Here is a 17,538-nt window from a genome sequence, read left to right as displayed (position 1 = left end):
GGAGTTCGACGACGCGGCTCAGGCGGGCAAGCGCTTGCGGCCCGGTGTCCACCAGTTGCGGTCGCCGAGCATCGCCATGGTGGCGGGCACGAGCAGGCACCGGACGACGGTCGCGTCGACGGCGATCGCGACCGCCATCCCCACCCCGAACATCTTGATCGTCGGGTCGTTGTTCGGCACGAACGCGAGGAACACGCCGACCATGATCGTGGCCGCCGCGGTGATCACCCCACCCGTGCCGAGCAGCCCCTCGCGCACCGACCGCAGGTTGTCGCGGGTCTGCGTCCAACGCCGCCGCACATCGCTGAGCAGGAACACCTCGTAGTCCATCGACAGCCCGAACAGCAGTGCGAAGAGCATCAGCGGCACGAAGCTCGGCACCGGCACCGGACCGGAGAGCCCGATCCACGTCACCCCCCAACCCCAGGTGAACACCGCAGTCAGCACACCGTAGGCCGCGCCGATCGAGATGAAGTCCATCACCGCCGCCTTCAGCGCGAGCAGCGGCGCCCGGAAAGTCAGCAGCAGCACCGCGACCGACAGCAGCAGCACCACCGCGATGACCAGCGGCAACTTGTCGCTCACCCGGTCGGCGAGGTCCACCCGGGCCGCCGTGGTCCCACCGACGTGCACGGTCACCTCCGGCACGGACCGCTCACGCAACCGGTGCACGAGGTCCGCCGTCGCGGGATCCCCGCCCGCGGTCGAGGGAACGACCTGAACCGCGAAGGCCAGCCCGTCCGCCGTCGGCGTCACGGGTCCGACCGCCGCGACCTCCGGCTGGTCACGCACCATCGCCACGAACCGGCCCACGCGCGGGTCCTTGGCATCGGTGACCGGCGTCGACACCTGACCGAGCACGGTGAGCGGCGTCCCCGTCCCCGGCCCGAACGCCGCCGAGATCGCGTCGTTGGCCTGCCGGACCGCCGTGACCTCCGGCGACGACCCCGCGTCGAGTTGACCGAGGCGCAGGTCGGTCGCGGGCGCGGCGAGCAGCGCCAGCAGCACGAGCGCGAGCCCGCCCGCCAGCCACGGCCTGCGCGTCACCCGATCCGCCTGCCGCGCCCAGAAACCGGAACCCGCGCGGCTGGTCAGCCGCCGGTGCAGCCGCCCGCCGCGCGCGAGCCGGGTGCCCGCGAGCGAGGTCAGCGCGGGGAGCAGGGTGAGCGCGGCGAGCACGGCGAACGTGACCGCGATCCCGCACGTCCAGGCCAGCGTCCGCAGCAGCGGCACCTCGGTCAGGCCCAGCCCCGCGAGCGCGACCGCCACCGTCACCCCCGCGACGGCCACCGCCGTGCCGGAGTCGGCGACCGAGCGCTCGATCGCGTCCGGCACCGACAGCCCGGACCGCGTCAGCGTGCGGAACCGGCTGAGCAGGAACAACGAGTAGTCGATGCCGACGCCGAGGCCGACCATCAGGGCCAGGGTCGACGCCACGGCGGGCATCGAGGTCAGGTTCCCGGCGAGGCCGACGGTTTCCAGCGTCGCGAGCACCGACAGACCCGAGGCCAGCAGCGGCAGCAGCGCGCCGACGATCCCGCCGAGCGCGAGGAACAGCACCAGGGCGGCCAGGATCAGCCCGAAGTACTCGTTGCCCGTGCTGCCCGAACCGTCGACGACCTGGGCGAAGGCGCCGCCGGGGAGCACGCGCAGACCGGCGTCGGCGGCGGGCCGCGCGGCGTCGGTGACGGTGCGCGCCACGGGTTTGGTGAGTTCCGCCCGGCGCACGTCCATGCCCACCGTGAACCAGCCGGTGCGCCCGTCCGCGGACAGTGAACCGTCCCGCGTGGAGGGTGGTTTCACCGTGGTTACGTGCTCGGTCCCGCGCAGAGCGGCCGCGGTCGCCGCGACCACGCCGGAGCGGGCCTCGTCGTCCAGCCGTCCTTGCTCGGTGACCAGGATGACGGTCCCGGAGGTGAGGGGAGCGGACGCCGACGTGGTCAGGTCGCGGACGAGCTGGGCGTCGGTGCCCGGCAGGCTCACGTCGTTGTCCGTCGGCGTGCCGATCAGCCGCGCGCTCGTCAGCAGCGCCGCCACCAGCAGCACCCACGCGCCGATCACGACGAACCGGTGCCGGGCGCTCGCCCGACCGACCGCCGCGACAGCCCGGGCGAACCGGCCGTCGTGTACCGCAGCACTCACAGGGGTCCTCCAGGCCTCACCGCAGGGGTGGGCGGTGGTCGGTGATCTTCCCGCCGCTGCGGACGAACCGCCGCGGCGCGATCCGGGCGAGCCAGGAAAGTCCTTTGTAGACCCGACTGGGCACGGAGACGACCTTGCCCCGGTCGACGTCGGCGAGGCAGTCGCGGACGACCCGCCGCGGGTCGAGCCACAGGGCGTCCGGCAGCTTGTCGACGCTGATCCCGGAGCGCCGGTGGAACTGCGTGCGGACGAACCCGGGGCACAGCACCGTCACGGTGACACCGGTGCCCGCCAACTCGCCCGCCAGGCCCTCGCTGAACGCGATGCTCCACGACTTGGCCGCCGAGTACGTGCCGCCCGCCACCCAGCCCGCGATGCTGGCCACGGTGATGATCGAGCCGCGGCCCCGCGCGCGCATGCCGCGCCCGGCGGCGTGGCTGACCACCAGCACCGCGCGGCACAGCACGTCGAGCAGCCGCTCCTCGTCGGCGCGCTCGTTGTCGAGGAACCACTTCCGCAACCCGAACCCGGCGTTGTTGACCAAGACGTCGACGGCGCGCGCCCGCTCGGCGACCCGCTCGACATCGGCGCGCGCGGACAGGTCGGCGTGCAGGGCCTCGGTCCCGACGCCGTACCGCTCGGCCAACTCAGCGCGGACCTCGTCGAGCCGGTCGGCCTCGTTCGAGACGAGCACGAGGTCGTGGCCGCGCGCGCCGAGCAGGCGGGCGAACTCCAGCCCGATCCCCGAGGTCGCGCCGGTGACCAACGCCGTGCTCATCCGCGGCGGGCCTTCGCGACGCCGGTACCGCTGCGCCGCACCAGTTGCCGAGGCGCCAAGCGCGCGGCGAGCACGATCGCCTTGTACAGCGTGCCCGGGACCGAGATCACCTTGCCCTTGCCCGCGTCCCGCAAGCAGGTGCGCACGACCCGCCGGGCGTCCAGCCAGGCCCGGTCCGGGATCGACCCGGTTCCGATTCCGGCGCGCTGGTGGAACTCCGTGCGGATGAACCCGGGGCACAACGCCGTGACCGTCACCCCGGACGGCGCGCACTCACCCGAGAGGCTCTCGCTGAACACGGTGACCCACGACTTGGCGGCCGAGTACGTGCCGGAGGTCAACCACCCCGCCACGCTGGACACGTTGATGATCCGCCCCCGACCGCGCTCGCGCATGCCCTGACCCGCCGCGTGGCAGATGGCGAGGACGGACCGGCACAGGACCTGGAACAATTCCTCCTCCGCGGCGATGTCGTTGTCCAGGAAGCGTTGCCGCAGGCCGAAACCGGCGTTGTTCACCACGGTATCGACGGTCCTGGCCCGCTCGGCCACCCGATCGACGTCGGCCCGATCCGCGAGGTCGGCGACGAGCACCTCGGTCGCGACGCCGTAGGCGGCCGCAAGCTCGGCGGCCACCTCGCGCAACCGGGCTTCGGTCCGGGCGACGAGCACGACCGCCTCGCCGCGCGCGGCCAGCTGACGTGCGAATTCCAGCCCGAGGCCCGCCGTGGCACCCGTGACGAGAGCGGTTGGCATTGCGCAATGCTAGCGAGGAATCCAGCCTTTTTCCGGTATTTCAGCCACAACTGCATTCCCCCCGGTCACGCGGTGATTTCCCGTGTCCTCCGCGCGGTCGACCCCGCACGCCCCGGCCACCGCCGCGCCGACCACACCGTGAACCCGACGGCATAGCCATTCCCACGCGCGTCAACTCGCGGACGAATGACTTCGCAACGCCCCACAGCACTTCACGCCGAGTGGAACGGTCGCCCCAGCCGCTCCCAGAACGCGTACCAGCGGTGGTCCGACGCCCGTACCGCCAGCACCACGCTCACCGCGACCCACCCCACGGCCAACGCGACCACGACCCAGCCCACCACCGGCCGGACTTGGAACCCCGCGTAGCTGAACCCCACGAGCAACAGCACGGACACAAATGCCCTCGGCCCCACCACCAGCCACCGGCTCTCCGGGTAGTCCGGGTCCCTCGGATCCTTCGAGTCCACTCGATCCTCCTCAACACGGACGGCCAGAGCCCCGCGCCGATCCTATTCCGACCTGCGCCCGCGTACGAGCGACCGCCGCGTCCTTCCTCGTTCACACCGCGGCGAGGCCGGTCTGGTACGCGAGGATCACCAGGTGCACGCGGTCGCGCGCGGCCAGTTTGAGCATGAGGTGCCCGACGTGGGTTTTCGCGGTCCCGGTGGTGATGTGCAGTCGTAGTCCGATCTCGGCGTTGGACAGCCCGGCCGCGACCAGGGTGAGGACTTCCCGCTCCCGCGCGGTGATCGTGGTGGGCAGGACCGCGCGCGGGGACGGCCGGGCGGATTGGGTCGCGAACTCCGCGATGAGCCTGCGCGTCACGCCGGGGGCCAGTAGTGCGTCGCCGGACGCGACCACCCGGATCGCCGCCAGCAACTCGGCCGATGGGGTGTCCTTGAGCAGGAAGCCGCTCGCGCCCGCGCGCAGGGCCGCGAACACGTACTCGTCCAGGTCGAACGTGGTCAGCACGAGTACCCGCACCCCGGTCAGCTCGGCGGTGATCCGCCGGGTCGCCTCGATGCCGTCCAGTTCGGGCATCCGGATGTCCATCACCACGACGTCGGGCCGGTGGGTCGCCGCCAACCGGACCGCCTCCGCGCCGTTCGCGGCCTCCCCGACGACGTCGAGATCGTCGGCCCAGCCGACGATCTCGCGGAAACCGGCCCGGACGAGCGCCTGGTCGTCGGCGACGAGCACCCGGATCACCGGCCGTCCCCGTCCGGCAGCCGCGCGGCGACCTCGAACCCGCCGGGCACCGCGCCCGCGCGCAACTCGCCGCCGCACAGCGCGGCCCGCTCACGCATCCCGACCAGCCCGTGCCCACCTGGGCCGTGCGGCCCGCCGCGCCCGTCGTCGTTGACCGTCAGCAGCACGGCGTCCTGCCCGTAGACGACCGTGACGCGGCACGTCGGGGTCCCGGCGTGCTTGACCACGTTCGTCAGGGCCTCCTGCACGATCCGGTAGGCCGAAACATCGACCCCGGCGGGCAGCGGCCGTGGCGTGCCGCGCACCACGACGTCGACGCTGATTCCGGCGGCCGCCGTGCGCGCGACCAGGCCGTCCAGTCCAGCCAGGCCCGGTGCCGGTTCGAGCACGCCGCGCACGTCGTTGTCCCGCAACACACCCAGCATCCGACGCAGCTCTGTCAGCGCTTCGCGACCGGTGGTCTCGATGACGCCGAGCGCGGCGGCCGCGGCGGCGGGCTTGCGGTCGAACACCAGCCTGCCCATGTCGGCCTGCACGGTGATCACGCTCATGCTGTGCGCGACGACATCGTGCAGCTCCCGCGCGATGCGCAGGCGCTCATCGGTGACCAGCGCATCGGCTTCGCGTTCCCGTTGCGCCGCAAGGACTCGCGCATACCCGAGATACTGCGCCCGCAACAACCCCGCACTCCACCCGATCACCACGACGGCACCGGGGAGCAGAACCGCCACCCACTGTCCATTCCAGGTGGTAGCGGCGGCGACCACGACCACGACCGCCGCGAGCGCCGCGTACGCGCGGCGGGATCCTCGTGCCGCGGACGAATACGCGACCACCGCCATCGGCACGGACGCGAACGGCACCACCGGCACCACCGACGTCGCCAGCGACATGCCGAACGCCGGAATGCCCAGCCCGAACGCCACCCACGGCCACCGTCGTCGCAGCAAGAGCGGCACGGCAAGAAGAGTGGCACCGAGCAGACCGACCCACCGCGGCGCCTCGCCGTGCCCACCGAGTAGCGGGCCGCCCCACACCAGCGCGACCGCGACGGCCGCGACGCAGTCCAGCGCGAACCAGTGTCCCGGCCGCAGCGGCGGGCGCACGTCGATCCTCATCGCCCGACCGTAGCCAGGCACCACCGCCGCGCACATCACTCTCCAGGCGTATGCCCACGGGCATACGCCGCGGGGCGCCTGCCCGTGCGGCGATGACGGAGCAGGCACCAACCCGGCACGGTGGGTCAACCAGAAGGGGAGTGCCCATGATCGAAGCTGATGAGCTGACCAAGACCTACGGCCGCCACCGCGCGGTGGACCGCCTGACCTTCCGCGTCCTACCCGGGCGGGTGACCGGTTTCCTCGGCCCGAACGGCGCGGGCAAATCCACCACCATCCGACTGATCCTCGGCCTGGACTCGCCAACACACGGCCGCGTGCGGATCAACGGACGGCCATACCGCGCACTGACCCAACCGTTGCGGCAGGTCGGCGCCCTGCTCGACGCGCACGCCACCCACGGCGGCCGGCGCGCCCGCGACCACCTGCTGTGGCTCGCGCAGACCAACGACATCCCACGCGGCCGGGTCGCCGAAGTGCTGCGCCGCACCGGCCTGACCGAGGAAGGACACCGACGTGTCGGCGGTTTCTCGCTCGGCATGAAGCAGCGGCTCGGGATCGCCGCGGCCCTGCTCGGTGACCCCCAGGTCCTGATCTTCGACGAACCGGTCAACGGCCTCGACCCCGACGGCGTGCACTGGATCCGCGGGCTGATCCGGTCGCTGGCCGCCGAGGGCCGCACGGTGCTGATCTCCAGCCACCTGATGAGCGAGATGCAGCTGACCGCCGACCACGTCCTGATCCTCGCCCGCGGCAGGCTGCTGTCGGACTCCGGCATGGCGGATTTGGTCCGCTCAGACGGCGGCGACGTGCTGGTCCGCACCGCCTGCGACACACCGCTCGCCACGCTGCTCACCGCTCGCGGGGCCACAGTGGCACCGGAACCCGCCCACGGCCTGGCGGTGACGGGTCTCGACCCGGCCGAGATCGCCGCCACGGCCGCCACACACGGCATCGCGCTCGTCGAACTGACCCCACGCCCACCCTCACTCGAGGAAGTCTTCCGCCGCATCACCGACCCCGAACTCCGATACCGCGCCGAGCCACGCCCACAGGACGCCCGATGACCCGTTTCCCGACAAGCCTGGTCGCCGCCGAGTGGACGAAACTGCGCTCGGTCCGATCGACCCCCTTGATCCTCGCCGTCGCAACGGTCGCAACCATCGCGATCGCCGTACTACAGGCCCGCTCGACGATCAGCGCATGGGACAGTTGGACAGCACGCGCCCGTGCCGAGTTCGACCCCGTTTTCACCACGTTCACCGGATTCCAATTGGCACAAATGGCTTTCGCGCTCCTCGGCATCCTGGCCGTCACCGCGGAATACAGCACAGGCACCATCCGCTCGACGTTCGCCGCGGTACCCCGGCGCGGCCGAGTGCTCACAGCAAAGCTGCTGGTCCTCGGCACCGTGGCACTGGTGACCGGCCTGGCCCTGGCCTTCACCGCCTTCTTCGCCGCACAGTCCGTCCTGGCAGGCAAGCACTTGGACGTCACCCTGGACACCCCAAACGTCCTGCGCGCGTTGCTGGGCCAGGGTTTCTACCTGTGCACAGCCGCGATCCTCGGCGCCGCGATCGGCACCCTGCTCCGCCACACCGCAGGCGCGACCACACTCACCACCGGTTTGATGTTCCTCTCCACCACGGTCTTCAAAGCGATCTCCCCCGACGGCTCCACAGCCCTGATCCACTGGTCTCCAGCCGCGGCAGCGGAAGGCCTCACCTGGACAACGTTCCACGACCCCGACTGGCCACCCCCGGGATCAGCCCTGATCGTCTGCCTGACCTACCTCGCCGTCGGCATCACGGCAGCCACCTGGCGCCTGACCCGCCGCGACGTATGAACCCACGCTCAACACTTCGAAACGCAACATCACGGCAACCTGGCCCAGGCATCGCCCGACGGCACAGCCCCCGACCCAGCCGGAACGCGGGTCGCCGACACCCGTTTCGTACTAGACCAACTGCAACTGCTCAACACCGGAACCAACCCCGACGCCGAACACCGCGAACTACCCGACGCCCTGGACCTACGCCGAATCGCCATGTTCGGCGTATCCGCGGGCGGCAGCACCACCGCCAACACCATGTTCGAGGACCAACGGATCAAAGCAGGCCTCAGCATGGACGGCCCCATGTTCGGCCCAGTGACCACCGGCGGCCTGGATCGCCCATTCCTCCTAATGGACGCCAACCGAACTACCCGAAAACTACAAGCCGACCAACAAAGTTTCTGGTCAAGCCTACGCGGTTGGCGACTCAACACCGGCCTCTCTGGCGCCGCACACATCTCCTACGGAGACGAGGAAGGGGCTGCCCAGACTTCGGTTGACACCGGTGTTGACGGGTTCTCAGGCCGCTGCTGCGGTTGTGTAGATGGTCTCAAACTCGACCGGTGTGAGCTTGCCCAGGGCGCGTTGTCGGCGTTTGCGGTGGTACTTCGTTTCGATCCAGGACACGATCGCCAACCGCAACTCCTCCCGGGTGCGCCACCGTCGGGTATCGAGAACGTTCTTCTACAGCAGAGAAAAGAACGATTCCATCGCGGCGTTGTCACCACAGGCACCGACCCGGCCCATCGACCCGGTTAGCCCATGGTTGCGTAACAGACGCCGGTAGGCTCCCGACCGAAATTGAGCGCCGCGGTCGGAGTGGACCACGACATCGCGCGGGTCGCGCAGCGCGATGGCGTTGCGCAGAGCGCTGACCGCGAGTGAGGCCCGCATGTGCGAGGCGATGGAGTATCCGACGATCTTGTTGGAGTAGCAGTCCTTGACCGCACACAAGTACAGCTTGCCCTCACCGGTGGGATGCTCGGTGATATCGGTCAACCACTTGATGTTCGGTGCGGTGGCGGTGAAGTCACGGCGCACGAGGTCGTCGTGCACCGGCGGCCCCGCCTTGTGGAAACGGCCTTTCCTCTTGGCGTGCAGCGAGAAGATCTGCTGCATCGAGCAGATCCGCCACACCCGGTTCTCCGAGGCGCTGAAGCCCTGCTGGGCGAGCTCGTCGGCGATGAACCGGTACCCGTCGGCCGGGTCGTCGGCGTGGATCTCGAGCGCGGCGTTGATCAACTGCGCGTCGTCCCAATCGCGCCGGCAGACCGGAGCCGAGCACCATTGGTAGTAGGCCTGCCGGGAGATCCCCAACACCCTGCACGTCACCGCGACCGGCACCCTGATCGAGGCGCCGGCCGCGGCCAGTTCACGGACGAGCGGGAAGACTATTTTACCAGCAGGTTGCCCTGCGCCAGGTAGGCCGCGGCCTTGCGCAGGACCTCGTTCTCCTGCTCCAGCAACCGGTTGCGCTTACGCAACTCGCGTAGCTCGGCGGACTCATCCCGGGTCACGCCGGGCCGCGCGCCGTCCTCGACATCGGCGGCACGCAGCCAATTGGCCAGGCACGACTCGGAGATCCCGAAATCCTTCGCGACCTGCTTCAACGGGGCATCACCTCGACGAGCCACGGCCACAACATCGTCGCGGAACTCACGGGGATAGGGCTTGGGCACGATGACATCCTTCCAGGCGAGGCCGAAGCCTCACACATGAGGTGTCAACCAAACCCTGGGCAGACCCGAATTCCTCATTCCCCAAATCGCCCCCTTACTCGGCTGGTCCCAAAACGACATCGCCAAACAAATCGGCACACTTCCCCCACGTTGCGCCGAAGCAGTACAACGCGCCTACCCACTGGCCTTCTACGATCTACACCTCCGACACAAAGGCCACCTACTAGACGCCCCATCCCCCCGCTACCCAGAGGTAACCTTCATCCCCTAACCGGCACCGTCCGAGTCCAGTCCAACCCCGACCACACCGCCTCAGACCGACTCACCTCTACCCCAACCGGCCACACCGCAGCCGATGACCGCGCCCCTGCGGAGTTCATGCAGGCACGTCCGACCTATACGAGACTAGAAGCTGTCCCGTAACGGTGTCTCGTCAAGATCGATGATCTTGGTGTGGTGCAGGTGATCAGTGCGGACCGGCCGGAGTGGGTGCCGGTGTTCACGGGTTTGTCGGTGCGGGCGTTCCGCAAACTGGTGCGGGCCGTGGCCGCTCGGGGTGGTGAGCAGACCGGTGCTGGCCGGTGGTGGGGTCTGTCGCTGGCGGATCGGGTGTTGCTGGTGGCGGTGTACTACCGGACGAACCTGACGTTTCGGCAGGTCGCGCTGTTGTTCGGGATCTCGAGGTCGGCCGCGAACCGGGCGGTGGATCATCTGGCGCCGCTGCTGGCACTCTCCCCGGTGACCCGGAAACACAGCCCGGACACGGTGCTGATCGTGGACGGAACACTGGTGCCCACCCACGACCGCGGCATGTCCGCCTCCAGCAAGAACTACCGCTATTCGGTGAACATGCAGGTCGTCATCGACGCCAACACCCGCCTGGTCATCGCGGTCGGCGAACCCACGCCCGGCAACCGCAACGACTGCCGCGCCTACACCGACTCCGGCGTCGATGAGCAATGCCGGGGCGCGAAGGTGATGGCCGACGGCGGCTACCAAGGCAACCCCGAGGTGATCATGCCCTATCGCAAACCCCGCAAGGGGCAACCGCCGCTGCCGCAATGGAAAGAAGATCTCAACACCATCCACAAGAGCGTCCGCGCCCGGGTCGAGCACGCCCTGGCCCATATGAAGTCCTGGAACATCCTGCGCAACTGCCGCCGCAAACGCGACGGGGTCTGGTACGCCACCCGTGGCGTCGCCCAGATGCGCAACCTGGCCATGACGGCCTGACGGTCGTCCCCGGTAGCGCACCGCCACCGTCGTCTATGCCCACCAAACACACTTGATCATTACGGGACAACCTTTAGGTGCCTAGAACGCATACAACCGACGCCGTCGCCGCCCTCATCCTGCTCGGTGCGGACCTCGACGTGCCGTGCGGCGAAGACCCGGATCACCGTGGTGGTGGCCAGGCTGCCGGCAGTGCGGCAGGACCCGCATCGCGTGGGTGTGGCGCACCAGGCGCTTTCCTGGTCGTGGGATCGGCCGCCGCGCCGGTGGGGCGGCCGGGTCGTCAGGTGATCAGGATCAGCGTGCCCTGGTCACGGTCTACCGCCAACAGGTATCCGTCGCGGGCGGTGAAGATCGAAGATGCCTGTTCGATGAGGTCCGCCAGGTTGGGGTGGGCGCTCAAGGCGTCTTGTTTGGTCGATTCGGTGAACTCCCCGGCCTGGGGTTGGCGCGGGTACTCGGAGTGGGCGATGAGCAGCAAGGCGAGTTCGTCGTCCGGCAGCTCCCGGTTCACGATCTCGAACGTCAGCCGACCGTTGCGGTTGTCCCGTAGCGGGAGGATTTCGTCGGCGAAGTTGGCCATGCCGTGGCTCCGCTGCCCCTCGTACTCGGCCAGCTCGGTCGCCAGGTACTTCAGGTCGGGATCGAACCGCATCCCCAGGCGTTCGGTGAGCACGGCCTGGATCGGCCCGGTCACCTCGCGCATGTACCCGTCGAAGTAGGTGTGTTCGTCGAGGCCGAGCAGCCGGGCGAACTCGGCGTTCGACATCCCCTCGACCTGGACCTCGCCCACGCCCATGCCTGAGCGGTCATAGCTCTCGATGTACCACATGGCCCCTCCCGATCCGATCGTGTCACCCCGCAGGAGCGGGCGTCACGTCACCTTTGCCCTTGATGAGCGTCACGGTTGCGCTGCCGCGGTCGATCAGGAGCACGTAGTCCTCGGTGGCCGTGAACACCGAGGATGTCCGCGCGATCAGGTCGGCATCCTCGGGGAGGACGCGCAGGACCTCCTCCCGGCTCGTCTCGGTGAACTCGAAGCCGTGTGGTGGGCGCGGGTAGCGCGAATGCGAGGTCAACAGCAATGCCAACTCGTGATCCTCGACGTCCGTGTCGGCCACGCCGAATACCAGTCGGTTTCCGTGTTCCTCCTGGAATGGGAGGAGTTCATCGGCGAAATTGGCCATGCCGTGGAGGACCTGGCCATCGAAGTCGGCCAGATTGTGGGCGAAATAGTCCAACTCCGGATCGAATCGGAAATTGAGCCGCTCGCCGAGCGCAGCCTTCATCGGCTCGGTTATCTCCAGCATGTTCCCATCGTGGCAGGTGCGCTCATCGAGCCCCACCACACGGGCGAAGTCGGCGGGCGACATCGCCTTGACCGGGACCTGGTCGACCATCGCGGTGCTGGTGAAACTCTCGATGTGCCACACGGTAGACCCCCTCATGCGCGGACCCGGGCGAGTGCGTCACTTCTCCAGTGAACCCAACTCGGTACGGCAGGCAGCTACCCGTCCAGCGACTGGCGCACCGGCCCGCACGTGCATTTCGAGATGTACTCCAAGCACAACTAAGCCTGCTTCAACCATATACGGCATCCACACGCACGCCGATTGGGGCGAAGCCTCCCGAGCGGGTTTCGGGTCGCACCCCAGAAAAAACAACGAACGACCCGTGCGCCCGGTAGGCTCATGCAGCATCCACACGAGTCCCGATTGGGGGTCCGGGGGCGAAGCCCGCCGGGCGGGTCTGGGGTTGCACCCCAGAAGAAATGACGAGCGACCCGGTTCGCGCTTTCCGCGAACACAGGCCGCCAGAGTCTCGTGCCCCCGGCAGGATTCGAACCTGCGCTCCCGCCTCCGGAGGGCGGTGCTCTATCCCCTGAGCTACGGGGGCGGCCGGTCGCCGTGGCGACGGGGGGAAGCGTAGCGCATCGGGGGTGGCGGGCTCGGGGGTGGGGGCCTAGTTTTGGGGTTGTGGTGTTGACCTGGGGGTTTTCCCTCGCGATGGGTCACGGTCGGGAGACGGCCGGGGAAGTGGTCTGGACCTTTTCGCGGGGTGCCTCTAAGGTCACACCTCGATTGCTGAGGCATTCTGGCCTCTCAGGGCGTCTGAATCCATTCGGACGCGACGGCTAGGAGGGTGTTGTGGCCGAGGTCCGGTACGAGGCAGCGTCGAGGGTGTACCCCGGGTCCCCGCCGGTGCGGGCGGTCGATGGGCTCAACCTGTCGATCGAGGACGGGGAGTTCCTGGTTCTGGTGGGGCCGTCGGGCTCCGGCAAGTCGACGGCGCTGCGGATGCTGGCCGGGCTCGAGGACGTCGACGAGGGCGCGATCCGGATCGGGGACCGGGACGTGACCGCTGTGCCCCCCAAGGGACGCGACATCGCGATGGTGTTCCAGTCCTACGCGCTCTACCCGCACATGACCGTCGCCCAGAACATGGGTTTCGCGCTCAAGCTGCAGGGGCTGTCGAAGCAGGTCATCGCCGAGAAGGTGACCGAGGCGGCGAAGATGCTCGACCTGGAGAACTACCTCGCCCGCAAGCCGAAGGCGCTCTCCGGCGGCCAGCGCCAGCGCGTGGCCATGGGCCGGGCCATCGTCCGCGAGCCCGCCGTCTTCCTGATGGACGAGCCGCTGTCCAACCTCGACGCCAAGCTGCGCGTCGAGACCCGGGCGAACATCGCCAACATCCAGCGCCGCCTGGGCACCACCACCATCTACGTCACGCACGACCAGGTCGAGGCCATGACCATGGGCCACCGCGTCGCGGTGCTCAAGGACGGCATCCTCCAGCAGTGCGACACCCCCCGCGCCCTCTACGACCGCCCGGTCAACGCCTTCGTCGCGGGCTTCATGGGCTCGCCGTCGATGAACCTGCGCTCCGCGCGCGTCGGCAACGGCACCGTGCGCATCGGTGAGCTCGACGTCCCGCTGACCCGCGAGACCTTCGCCGCCGTGCAGCGCGAGAACCTGTCCGAGGTGACCGTCGGCGTCCGCCCCGAGTCGCTCGGCCTCGTGTCCCCCGGCTCGCCCAACGCCCTCGACCTCGTCGTCGAGCTGGTCGAGGAGCTCGGCGCCGACGCCTTGGTGCACGGCTCCGTCGCGCACGACCCCGACGGCCCCCGCCTGGTCCTGCGCGTCGACGGCCGCACGCCGCCGCAGCTGGGCCAGACCGCGCGCGTCGTGCTGCGCGACCCGTCCGAGATCCACCTGTTCCACCCCGAGTCCGGCGACCGGCTCATCTGACACCCCCGGGGGTCGTGATCGGGCCGCGCACCGCGAGGTGCGCGGCCCGACGTCTTCACCCGGTCGGCCGCTCGCGGGCCCGGCACGGCGCCTCCGGCGTCGACTCCACGCCCACGGCGCACAGCCGCAGCGGCGCGGGCCGTCCCGCGGGCGCCGGTTCCGCCGACGGCTCCGCGCTGGGCTCCACCGACGGCGACGGCGACTCGGCGGGCTCCGACCCCGCGGGCGGCTCGGACGACGCGTCCGGCGAAGGGGTCGCCTCCGCCAGCGTCTCGGCGGACGGCGTCGGTTCGACCGACTCCGTCGGCGCGGGCACCGGATCCGGCTCCGGCGGCGGCGCGGGCTGCTCCGCGACCGGGTCGACGACCGGCGGCGCGGGCGGGACCGGCGTGACGCCGTTCGAGTACGCCGTCATCCACGTCGTCACCGCGACCACGTAGTCGCCGGAGTTGTTGTACCGGAAGATCGCCGCGCCCAGGTCGTCCGGCTTGGTCAGGTCCAGCCCGCCGGAGCACAGGTACCGGGCGGCGGCGACGGCCGCGTCGTAGATGTTGTTCGGGTCCGACTTGCCGTCCTTGTTGCCGTCCGCGCCGTACTTGCGCCAGGTCGACGGGATGAACTGCATCGGACCCACCGCGCGGTCCCACACCGGGTCGTCGTCGAACTCGCCGCCGTCGGTGTCGGCGATCGCGGCCACGCCCGGCGCGCCCGACAGCACCGGGCCGAGGATGTGCGGCGCCGTGTCGCCCTCCGGCGTCGCCTGGCCGCCGCGCGCGTGCCCGGACTCCACGCGGCCGATCGCGGCCAGGTGGTACCAGCGCAGCCCGCACGCCTTGCCGACCGCGCCCTCGGCGCGCCGGTACGCCGCGAGCATGTTGCGCGGGATGCCCTGCTCGCCCACCGGCGCCGGGTACGCGCGCGGGACCTGCGTCCGCGCGACCGGCGCGGGCTCCGGGATCTGGGCTATCGGACCGACCGGCGCGGGCTCGGCCCGCTGGGCCTCACCGTGCGCGGCGGCCGTCGGGTAGGGGCCCGCGACCTTGGGTGGTGGGGCGTCCGCGCGGGCGGGCGGGGACACGGGGCCGGAGGCCTGGGCGGCGGCCGTGGCGATGGACAGCAGCACGAGCGCCAGTGCGGTGACCGGGCGCGCGCCCCCCGGCTCGGCCGTGCGCGAAGTGGTAACCACGGTTCCCGTTTACCAGAGCGCTGACAAGCCTCTGGGACCTCAGCCAGCATGATCCCTCGTTCGAGTGGCGTTCAGCGCCGATCGGGTCACACCCCGTTGCACTTATGCGCATGTGACTATATGTTCGGCGAGTCGGGAAGGGGACAGTCGTGGGACACGGTCACGGGCACGGCACGACCGCCGCCGCCAGCGCCTCGGGGCGGCTGGTGGGCAGGCTGTGGGTGGCCTTCGGCATCGCCGCGGCGATCATGGCGGTGGAGTTCGCCGTCGGCGTCGCCACGGGGTCGCTGGCGCTCATCTCCGACGCCGCGCACATGCTCACCGACGTCGTCGGGGTCGGCCTCGCGCTGGCCGCGATCGTGGTCGCGCGGCGGGCCCGCAGCAAGCCGGGGCGCACCTTCGGGCTGTACCGGGCCGAGGTGCTCGCCGCGCTGGCGAACGCGGTGCTGCTGTTCGGCGTGGCGGCGTACGTGGTGTACGAGGCCGTCGAGCGCTTCACCGACCCGCCCGAGGTGGCGGGCCTGCCCGTGCTGCTGGCGGCGACCGCGGGCCTCGCGGCGAACGTCGTGTCGTTCTTCCTGCTGCGCGACGGCGCGCAGGAGAGCATCAACGTGCGCGGGGCGTACCTGGAGGTCGTCGCCGACCTCATCGGCTCACTCGGCGTGCTGGTCAGCGCCCTGATCACGCTGGCCACCGGCTGGCGCTGGGCGGACCCGATCATCGGCGTCGCGATCGGCCTGTGGGTCCTGCCCCGCACCTGGTCCCTCGCCCGCCGCGCCCTGCGGATCCTGTTCCAGCACGCCCCGGAGCGGGTCGACGTGGACGAGCTGGCGGCCCGGCTCGGCGGGGTGCCGGGGGTGGCCGAGGTCCACGACCTGCACGTGTGGACGCTGACGTCGGGGATGGAGGTGGCGTCGGCCCACCTGACCACGACGGAGTGCGCGGACCAGGCCGGTGTCCTGGACACCGCGCGGGAGCTGCTGCACCACGACTACGGCATCGAGCACGCGACGCTCCAGGTCGAGCACCGGGCGGCGGCCTCGAAGTGCAAGCAGCTGTCCTGGTGAGGGGAAGCATGTCTGCCTGATCGGGCAGACCTGCTCCAGGCCCGGCGGCTCCACGGCCCCGCCGCGAACGTTTGCGAGGCCCAGCGGGCGCCCGCTCGTTCAGGGCAGCGACCGGGCTTGTCAGCCGCAGGTCTGGTGGCGGGTTCACGGCCGACCTGCCCAACAGAAGCCTGCGGTAGCGGTCCACGTGGCGGCCGTTCAGTCGCGCGACGAGCGCTCCGAACGCGGCGGTACTCGTTCTGGATCTCCAGCCAGGATCCGCACCTTGCCGGCCTGGCAGGCGCCCGCAGCCTCAATCCGCTCTACCGGTCCTTCAGCGCCCGCGAGGGGTCCCCCGCAATAGGGGGAACCCCTATTTCTGATCCTATTTGGAATGCCCGGCGGGTCGGAAGCCGTTGTTCGGCGCCTGTGAGGCTTATTCACAACCCCGGGGTGAGTAACCAAAAGTAAGAGGTGGCGGCCCGTTTGAGAGAATTCAGTTACCACACCTGGTTCTCGAAAACGGACCGCCTCCATGTATCACACAACCGGCCTCGTGCGAGACCGTGCCGAAGAATTGTGTGCTCTGATCCGCGAAGCCATCAGCGAATCGATTCGCCTGTGGCCGCCGGTTCTGGGTTTATATCGCTCCGTGGTGGTCACGTTGGCGTACTTGCGGCGGAATCGGGTTCAAGCGGAGTTTGGCGGAAGCGTTCGAGGTGTCACAGCCGACGATCAGTCGGGCGATCGCGGCGGTGACACCATTGTTGGCCGGCGTGCTCGAACAGTGCGTTCCGACGGCCGACGATCTCGACGACCGCAATTCCCCCATAGTGGATGGGACACTGCTGCCGTGCTGGTCCTGGGCTTCCCGTCCGGAGTTGTTCTCCGGGACACACCGCACGACCGGGCTCACCGTCCAGGTCGTGTGCACGCCGGACGGACGTCCGAGATGGGTGTCGGATCCTAGGCCGGGATCCCGTAACGACATCGTCGGCCTGAACGCCTCGCGGGTTCTCGACGGACGAGAGCCCAGCGCCCGGCTCGGCGACAAGGGCTACATCGGCAGCGGCATCCTGACCCCGATCAGAAAACCCAGAAACCGAGAACAACCCGACTGGGAAGTGGAGTTCAACCGACACCACAACTCCCTCCGAGTCGTGGTCGAACGCGCCATCGCCCAACTCAAAACCTGGCGTGTTCTCCACACCGACTACCGGCGTCCCACCGACACTTTCACCGACACCATATCGGCCGTTATCGCCCTCTGCTTCTACGCCGCTGAATAAGCCTCTGTGGACAACCGC

The 17,538-nt window shown here is 69.7% G+C and carries 15 protein-coding genes, 1 tRNA gene and 1 pseudogene; 6 read left to right on the top strand and 11 right to left on the bottom strand.

The window, feature by feature from the left end:
• Positions 1–18: 18 nt before the first annotated feature.
• From CLV40_RS25855 to CLV40_RS25830, 6 genes are all read right to left on the bottom strand, one after another.
• Complete coding sequence (locus CLV40_RS25855) at positions 19–2,142, bottom strand: MMPL family transporter (RefSeq protein ID WP_104481585.1); 2,124 nt, start codon at positions 2,140–2,142, stop codon at positions 19–21.
• A gap of 16 nt (positions 2,143–2,158) precedes the next feature.
• Complete coding sequence (locus CLV40_RS25850) at positions 2,159–2,920, bottom strand: SDR family NAD(P)-dependent oxidoreductase (RefSeq protein WP_104481584.1); 762 nt, start codon at positions 2,918–2,920, stop codon at positions 2,159–2,161.
• Complete coding sequence (locus tag CLV40_RS25845; RefSeq protein ID WP_104481583.1) at positions 2,917–3,675, bottom strand: SDR family NAD(P)-dependent oxidoreductase; 759 nt, start codon at positions 3,673–3,675, stop codon at positions 2,917–2,919. The genes CLV40_RS25850 and CLV40_RS25845 overlap by 4 nt, the downstream gene beginning before the upstream one ends.
• Before the next feature lie 212 nt (positions 3,676–3,887).
• The gene (locus CLV40_RS25840) at positions 3,888–4,145 is read right to left on the bottom strand and encodes a hypothetical protein (RefSeq protein ID WP_104481582.1); all 258 of its coding nucleotides are present in this window, start codon (positions 4,143–4,145) and stop codon (positions 3,888–3,890) included.
• Positions 4,146–4,236: 91 nt separating this feature from the next.
• Entirely contained in the window at positions 4,237–4,887 is a 651-nt protein-coding gene (locus CLV40_RS25835; protein ID WP_104481581.1) for a response regulator, read from the bottom strand.
• Entirely contained in the window at positions 4,884–6,005 is a 1,122-nt protein-coding gene (locus CLV40_RS25830; RefSeq protein ID WP_245931578.1) for a sensor histidine kinase, read from the bottom strand. The genes CLV40_RS25835 and CLV40_RS25830 overlap by 4 nt, the downstream gene beginning before the upstream one ends.
• A gap of 146 nt (positions 6,006–6,151) precedes the next feature.
• Here CLV40_RS25830 and CLV40_RS25825 point away from each other — a divergent pair, with 146 nt between their 5' ends.
• Positions 6,152–7,072: an ATP-binding cassette domain-containing protein gene (locus tag CLV40_RS25825; RefSeq protein ID WP_104481579.1), complete on the top strand. Its 921-nt coding sequence runs from the start codon at positions 6,152–6,154 to the stop codon at positions 7,070–7,072.
• Positions 7,069–7,851, top strand: coding sequence for an ABC transporter permease subunit (locus CLV40_RS25820; protein WP_104481578.1), 783 nt, complete (start codon positions 7,069–7,071; stop codon positions 7,849–7,851). Before CLV40_RS25825 ends, CLV40_RS25820 begins: the two co-directional genes overlap by 4 nt.
• Positions 7,852–8,358: 507 nt before the next feature.
• On the opposite strand, the pseudogene CLV40_RS25815 reads toward CLV40_RS25820, so the two are convergent.
• Positions 8,359–9,518: pseudogene (locus CLV40_RS25815) on the bottom strand (IS3 family transposase).
• Between the two features lie 453 nt (positions 9,519–9,971).
• Between CLV40_RS25815 and CLV40_RS25810 the strand changes: the two are divergent.
• On the top strand, positions 9,972–10,751 hold the full coding sequence (locus tag CLV40_RS25810) for a transposase (protein ID WP_104481577.1): 780 nt from the start codon (positions 9,972–9,974) through the stop codon (positions 10,749–10,751).
• 283 nt (positions 10,752–11,034) lie between these two features.
• On the opposite strand, the gene CLV40_RS25805 is transcribed toward CLV40_RS25810, so the two are convergent.
• The 3 genes from CLV40_RS25805 to CLV40_RS25795 form a co-directional block, all read right to left on the bottom strand.
• On the bottom strand, positions 11,035–11,583 hold the full coding sequence (locus tag CLV40_RS25805; protein ID WP_104481576.1) for a hypothetical protein: 549 nt from the start codon (positions 11,581–11,583) through the stop codon (positions 11,035–11,037).
• 22 nt (positions 11,584–11,605) lie between these two features.
• Positions 11,606–12,184: a hypothetical protein gene (locus CLV40_RS25800; RefSeq protein ID WP_146108246.1), complete on the bottom strand. Its 579-nt coding sequence runs from the start codon at positions 12,182–12,184 to the stop codon at positions 11,606–11,608.
• Positions 12,185–12,575: 391 nt separating this feature from the next.
• A tRNA-Arg gene (locus CLV40_RS25795) sits at positions 12,576–12,647 on the bottom strand.
• 251 nt (positions 12,648–12,898) lie between these two features.
• Here CLV40_RS25795 and CLV40_RS25790 point away from each other — a divergent pair.
• The gene (locus CLV40_RS25790) at positions 12,899–13,999 is read left to right on the top strand and encodes an ABC transporter ATP-binding protein (protein ID WP_104481574.1); all 1,101 of its coding nucleotides are present in this window, start codon (positions 12,899–12,901) and stop codon (positions 13,997–13,999) included.
• A gap of 55 nt (positions 14,000–14,054) precedes the next feature.
• On the opposite strand, the gene CLV40_RS25785 is transcribed toward CLV40_RS25790, so the two are convergent.
• Positions 14,055–15,185 (bottom strand): lytic transglycosylase domain-containing protein, encoded by a 1,131-nt coding sequence (locus CLV40_RS25785; RefSeq protein ID WP_104481573.1) that lies wholly within the window; start codon positions 15,183–15,185, stop codon positions 14,055–14,057.
• A 149-nt stretch (positions 15,186–15,334) separates the two neighbouring features.
• Here CLV40_RS25785 and CLV40_RS25780 point away from each other — a divergent pair, with 149 nt between their 5' ends.
• Positions 15,335–16,252, top strand: a complete 918-nt coding sequence (locus CLV40_RS25780) for a cation diffusion facilitator family transporter (protein ID WP_104481572.1) — start codon at positions 15,335–15,337, stop codon at positions 16,250–16,252.
• 680 nt (positions 16,253–16,932) lie between these two features.
• Positions 16,933–17,520: a transposase family protein gene (locus tag CLV40_RS25775; RefSeq protein WP_245931576.1), complete on the top strand. Its 588-nt coding sequence runs from the start codon at positions 16,933–16,935 to the stop codon at positions 17,518–17,520.
• The last annotated feature ends 18 nt before the right edge of the window (positions 17,521–17,538 follow it).

Origin of the sequence: Actinokineospora auranticolor (genome assembly GCF_002934265.1) — a bacterium.
GTDB classification, from domain to species: Bacteria; Actinomycetota; Actinomycetes; order Mycobacteriales; family Pseudonocardiaceae; genus Actinokineospora; species Actinokineospora auranticolor.
This window is presented reverse-complemented; position numbering and strand designations above follow the sequence as displayed.

What these genes read in the sequence shown, in the direction of transcription:
- CLV40_RS25850 (WP_104481584.1), bottom strand. Translation starts at nt 2,920, where the DNA reads ATGAGCACGGCGTTGGTCACCGGCGCGACCTCGGGGATCGGGCTGGAG.
- CLV40_RS25845 (WP_104481583.1), bottom strand. Translation starts at nt 3,675, where the DNA reads ATGCCAACCGCTCTCGTCACGGGTGCCACGGCGGGCCTCGGGCTGGAA.
- CLV40_RS25830 (WP_245931578.1), bottom strand. Translation starts at nt 6,005, where the DNA reads ATGAGGATCGACGTGCGCCCGCCGCTGCGGCCGGGACACTGGTTCGCG.
- CLV40_RS25825 (WP_104481579.1), top strand. Translation starts at nt 6,152, where the DNA reads ATGATCGAAGCTGATGAGCTGACCAAGACCTACGGCCGCCACCGCGCG.
- CLV40_RS25820 (WP_104481578.1), top strand. Translation starts at nt 7,069, where the DNA reads ATGACCCGTTTCCCGACAAGCCTGGTCGCCGCCGAGTGGACGAAACTG.
- CLV40_RS25805 (WP_104481576.1), bottom strand. Translation starts at nt 11,583, where the DNA reads ATGTGGTACATCGAGAGCTATGACCGCTCAGGCATGGGCGTGGGCGAG.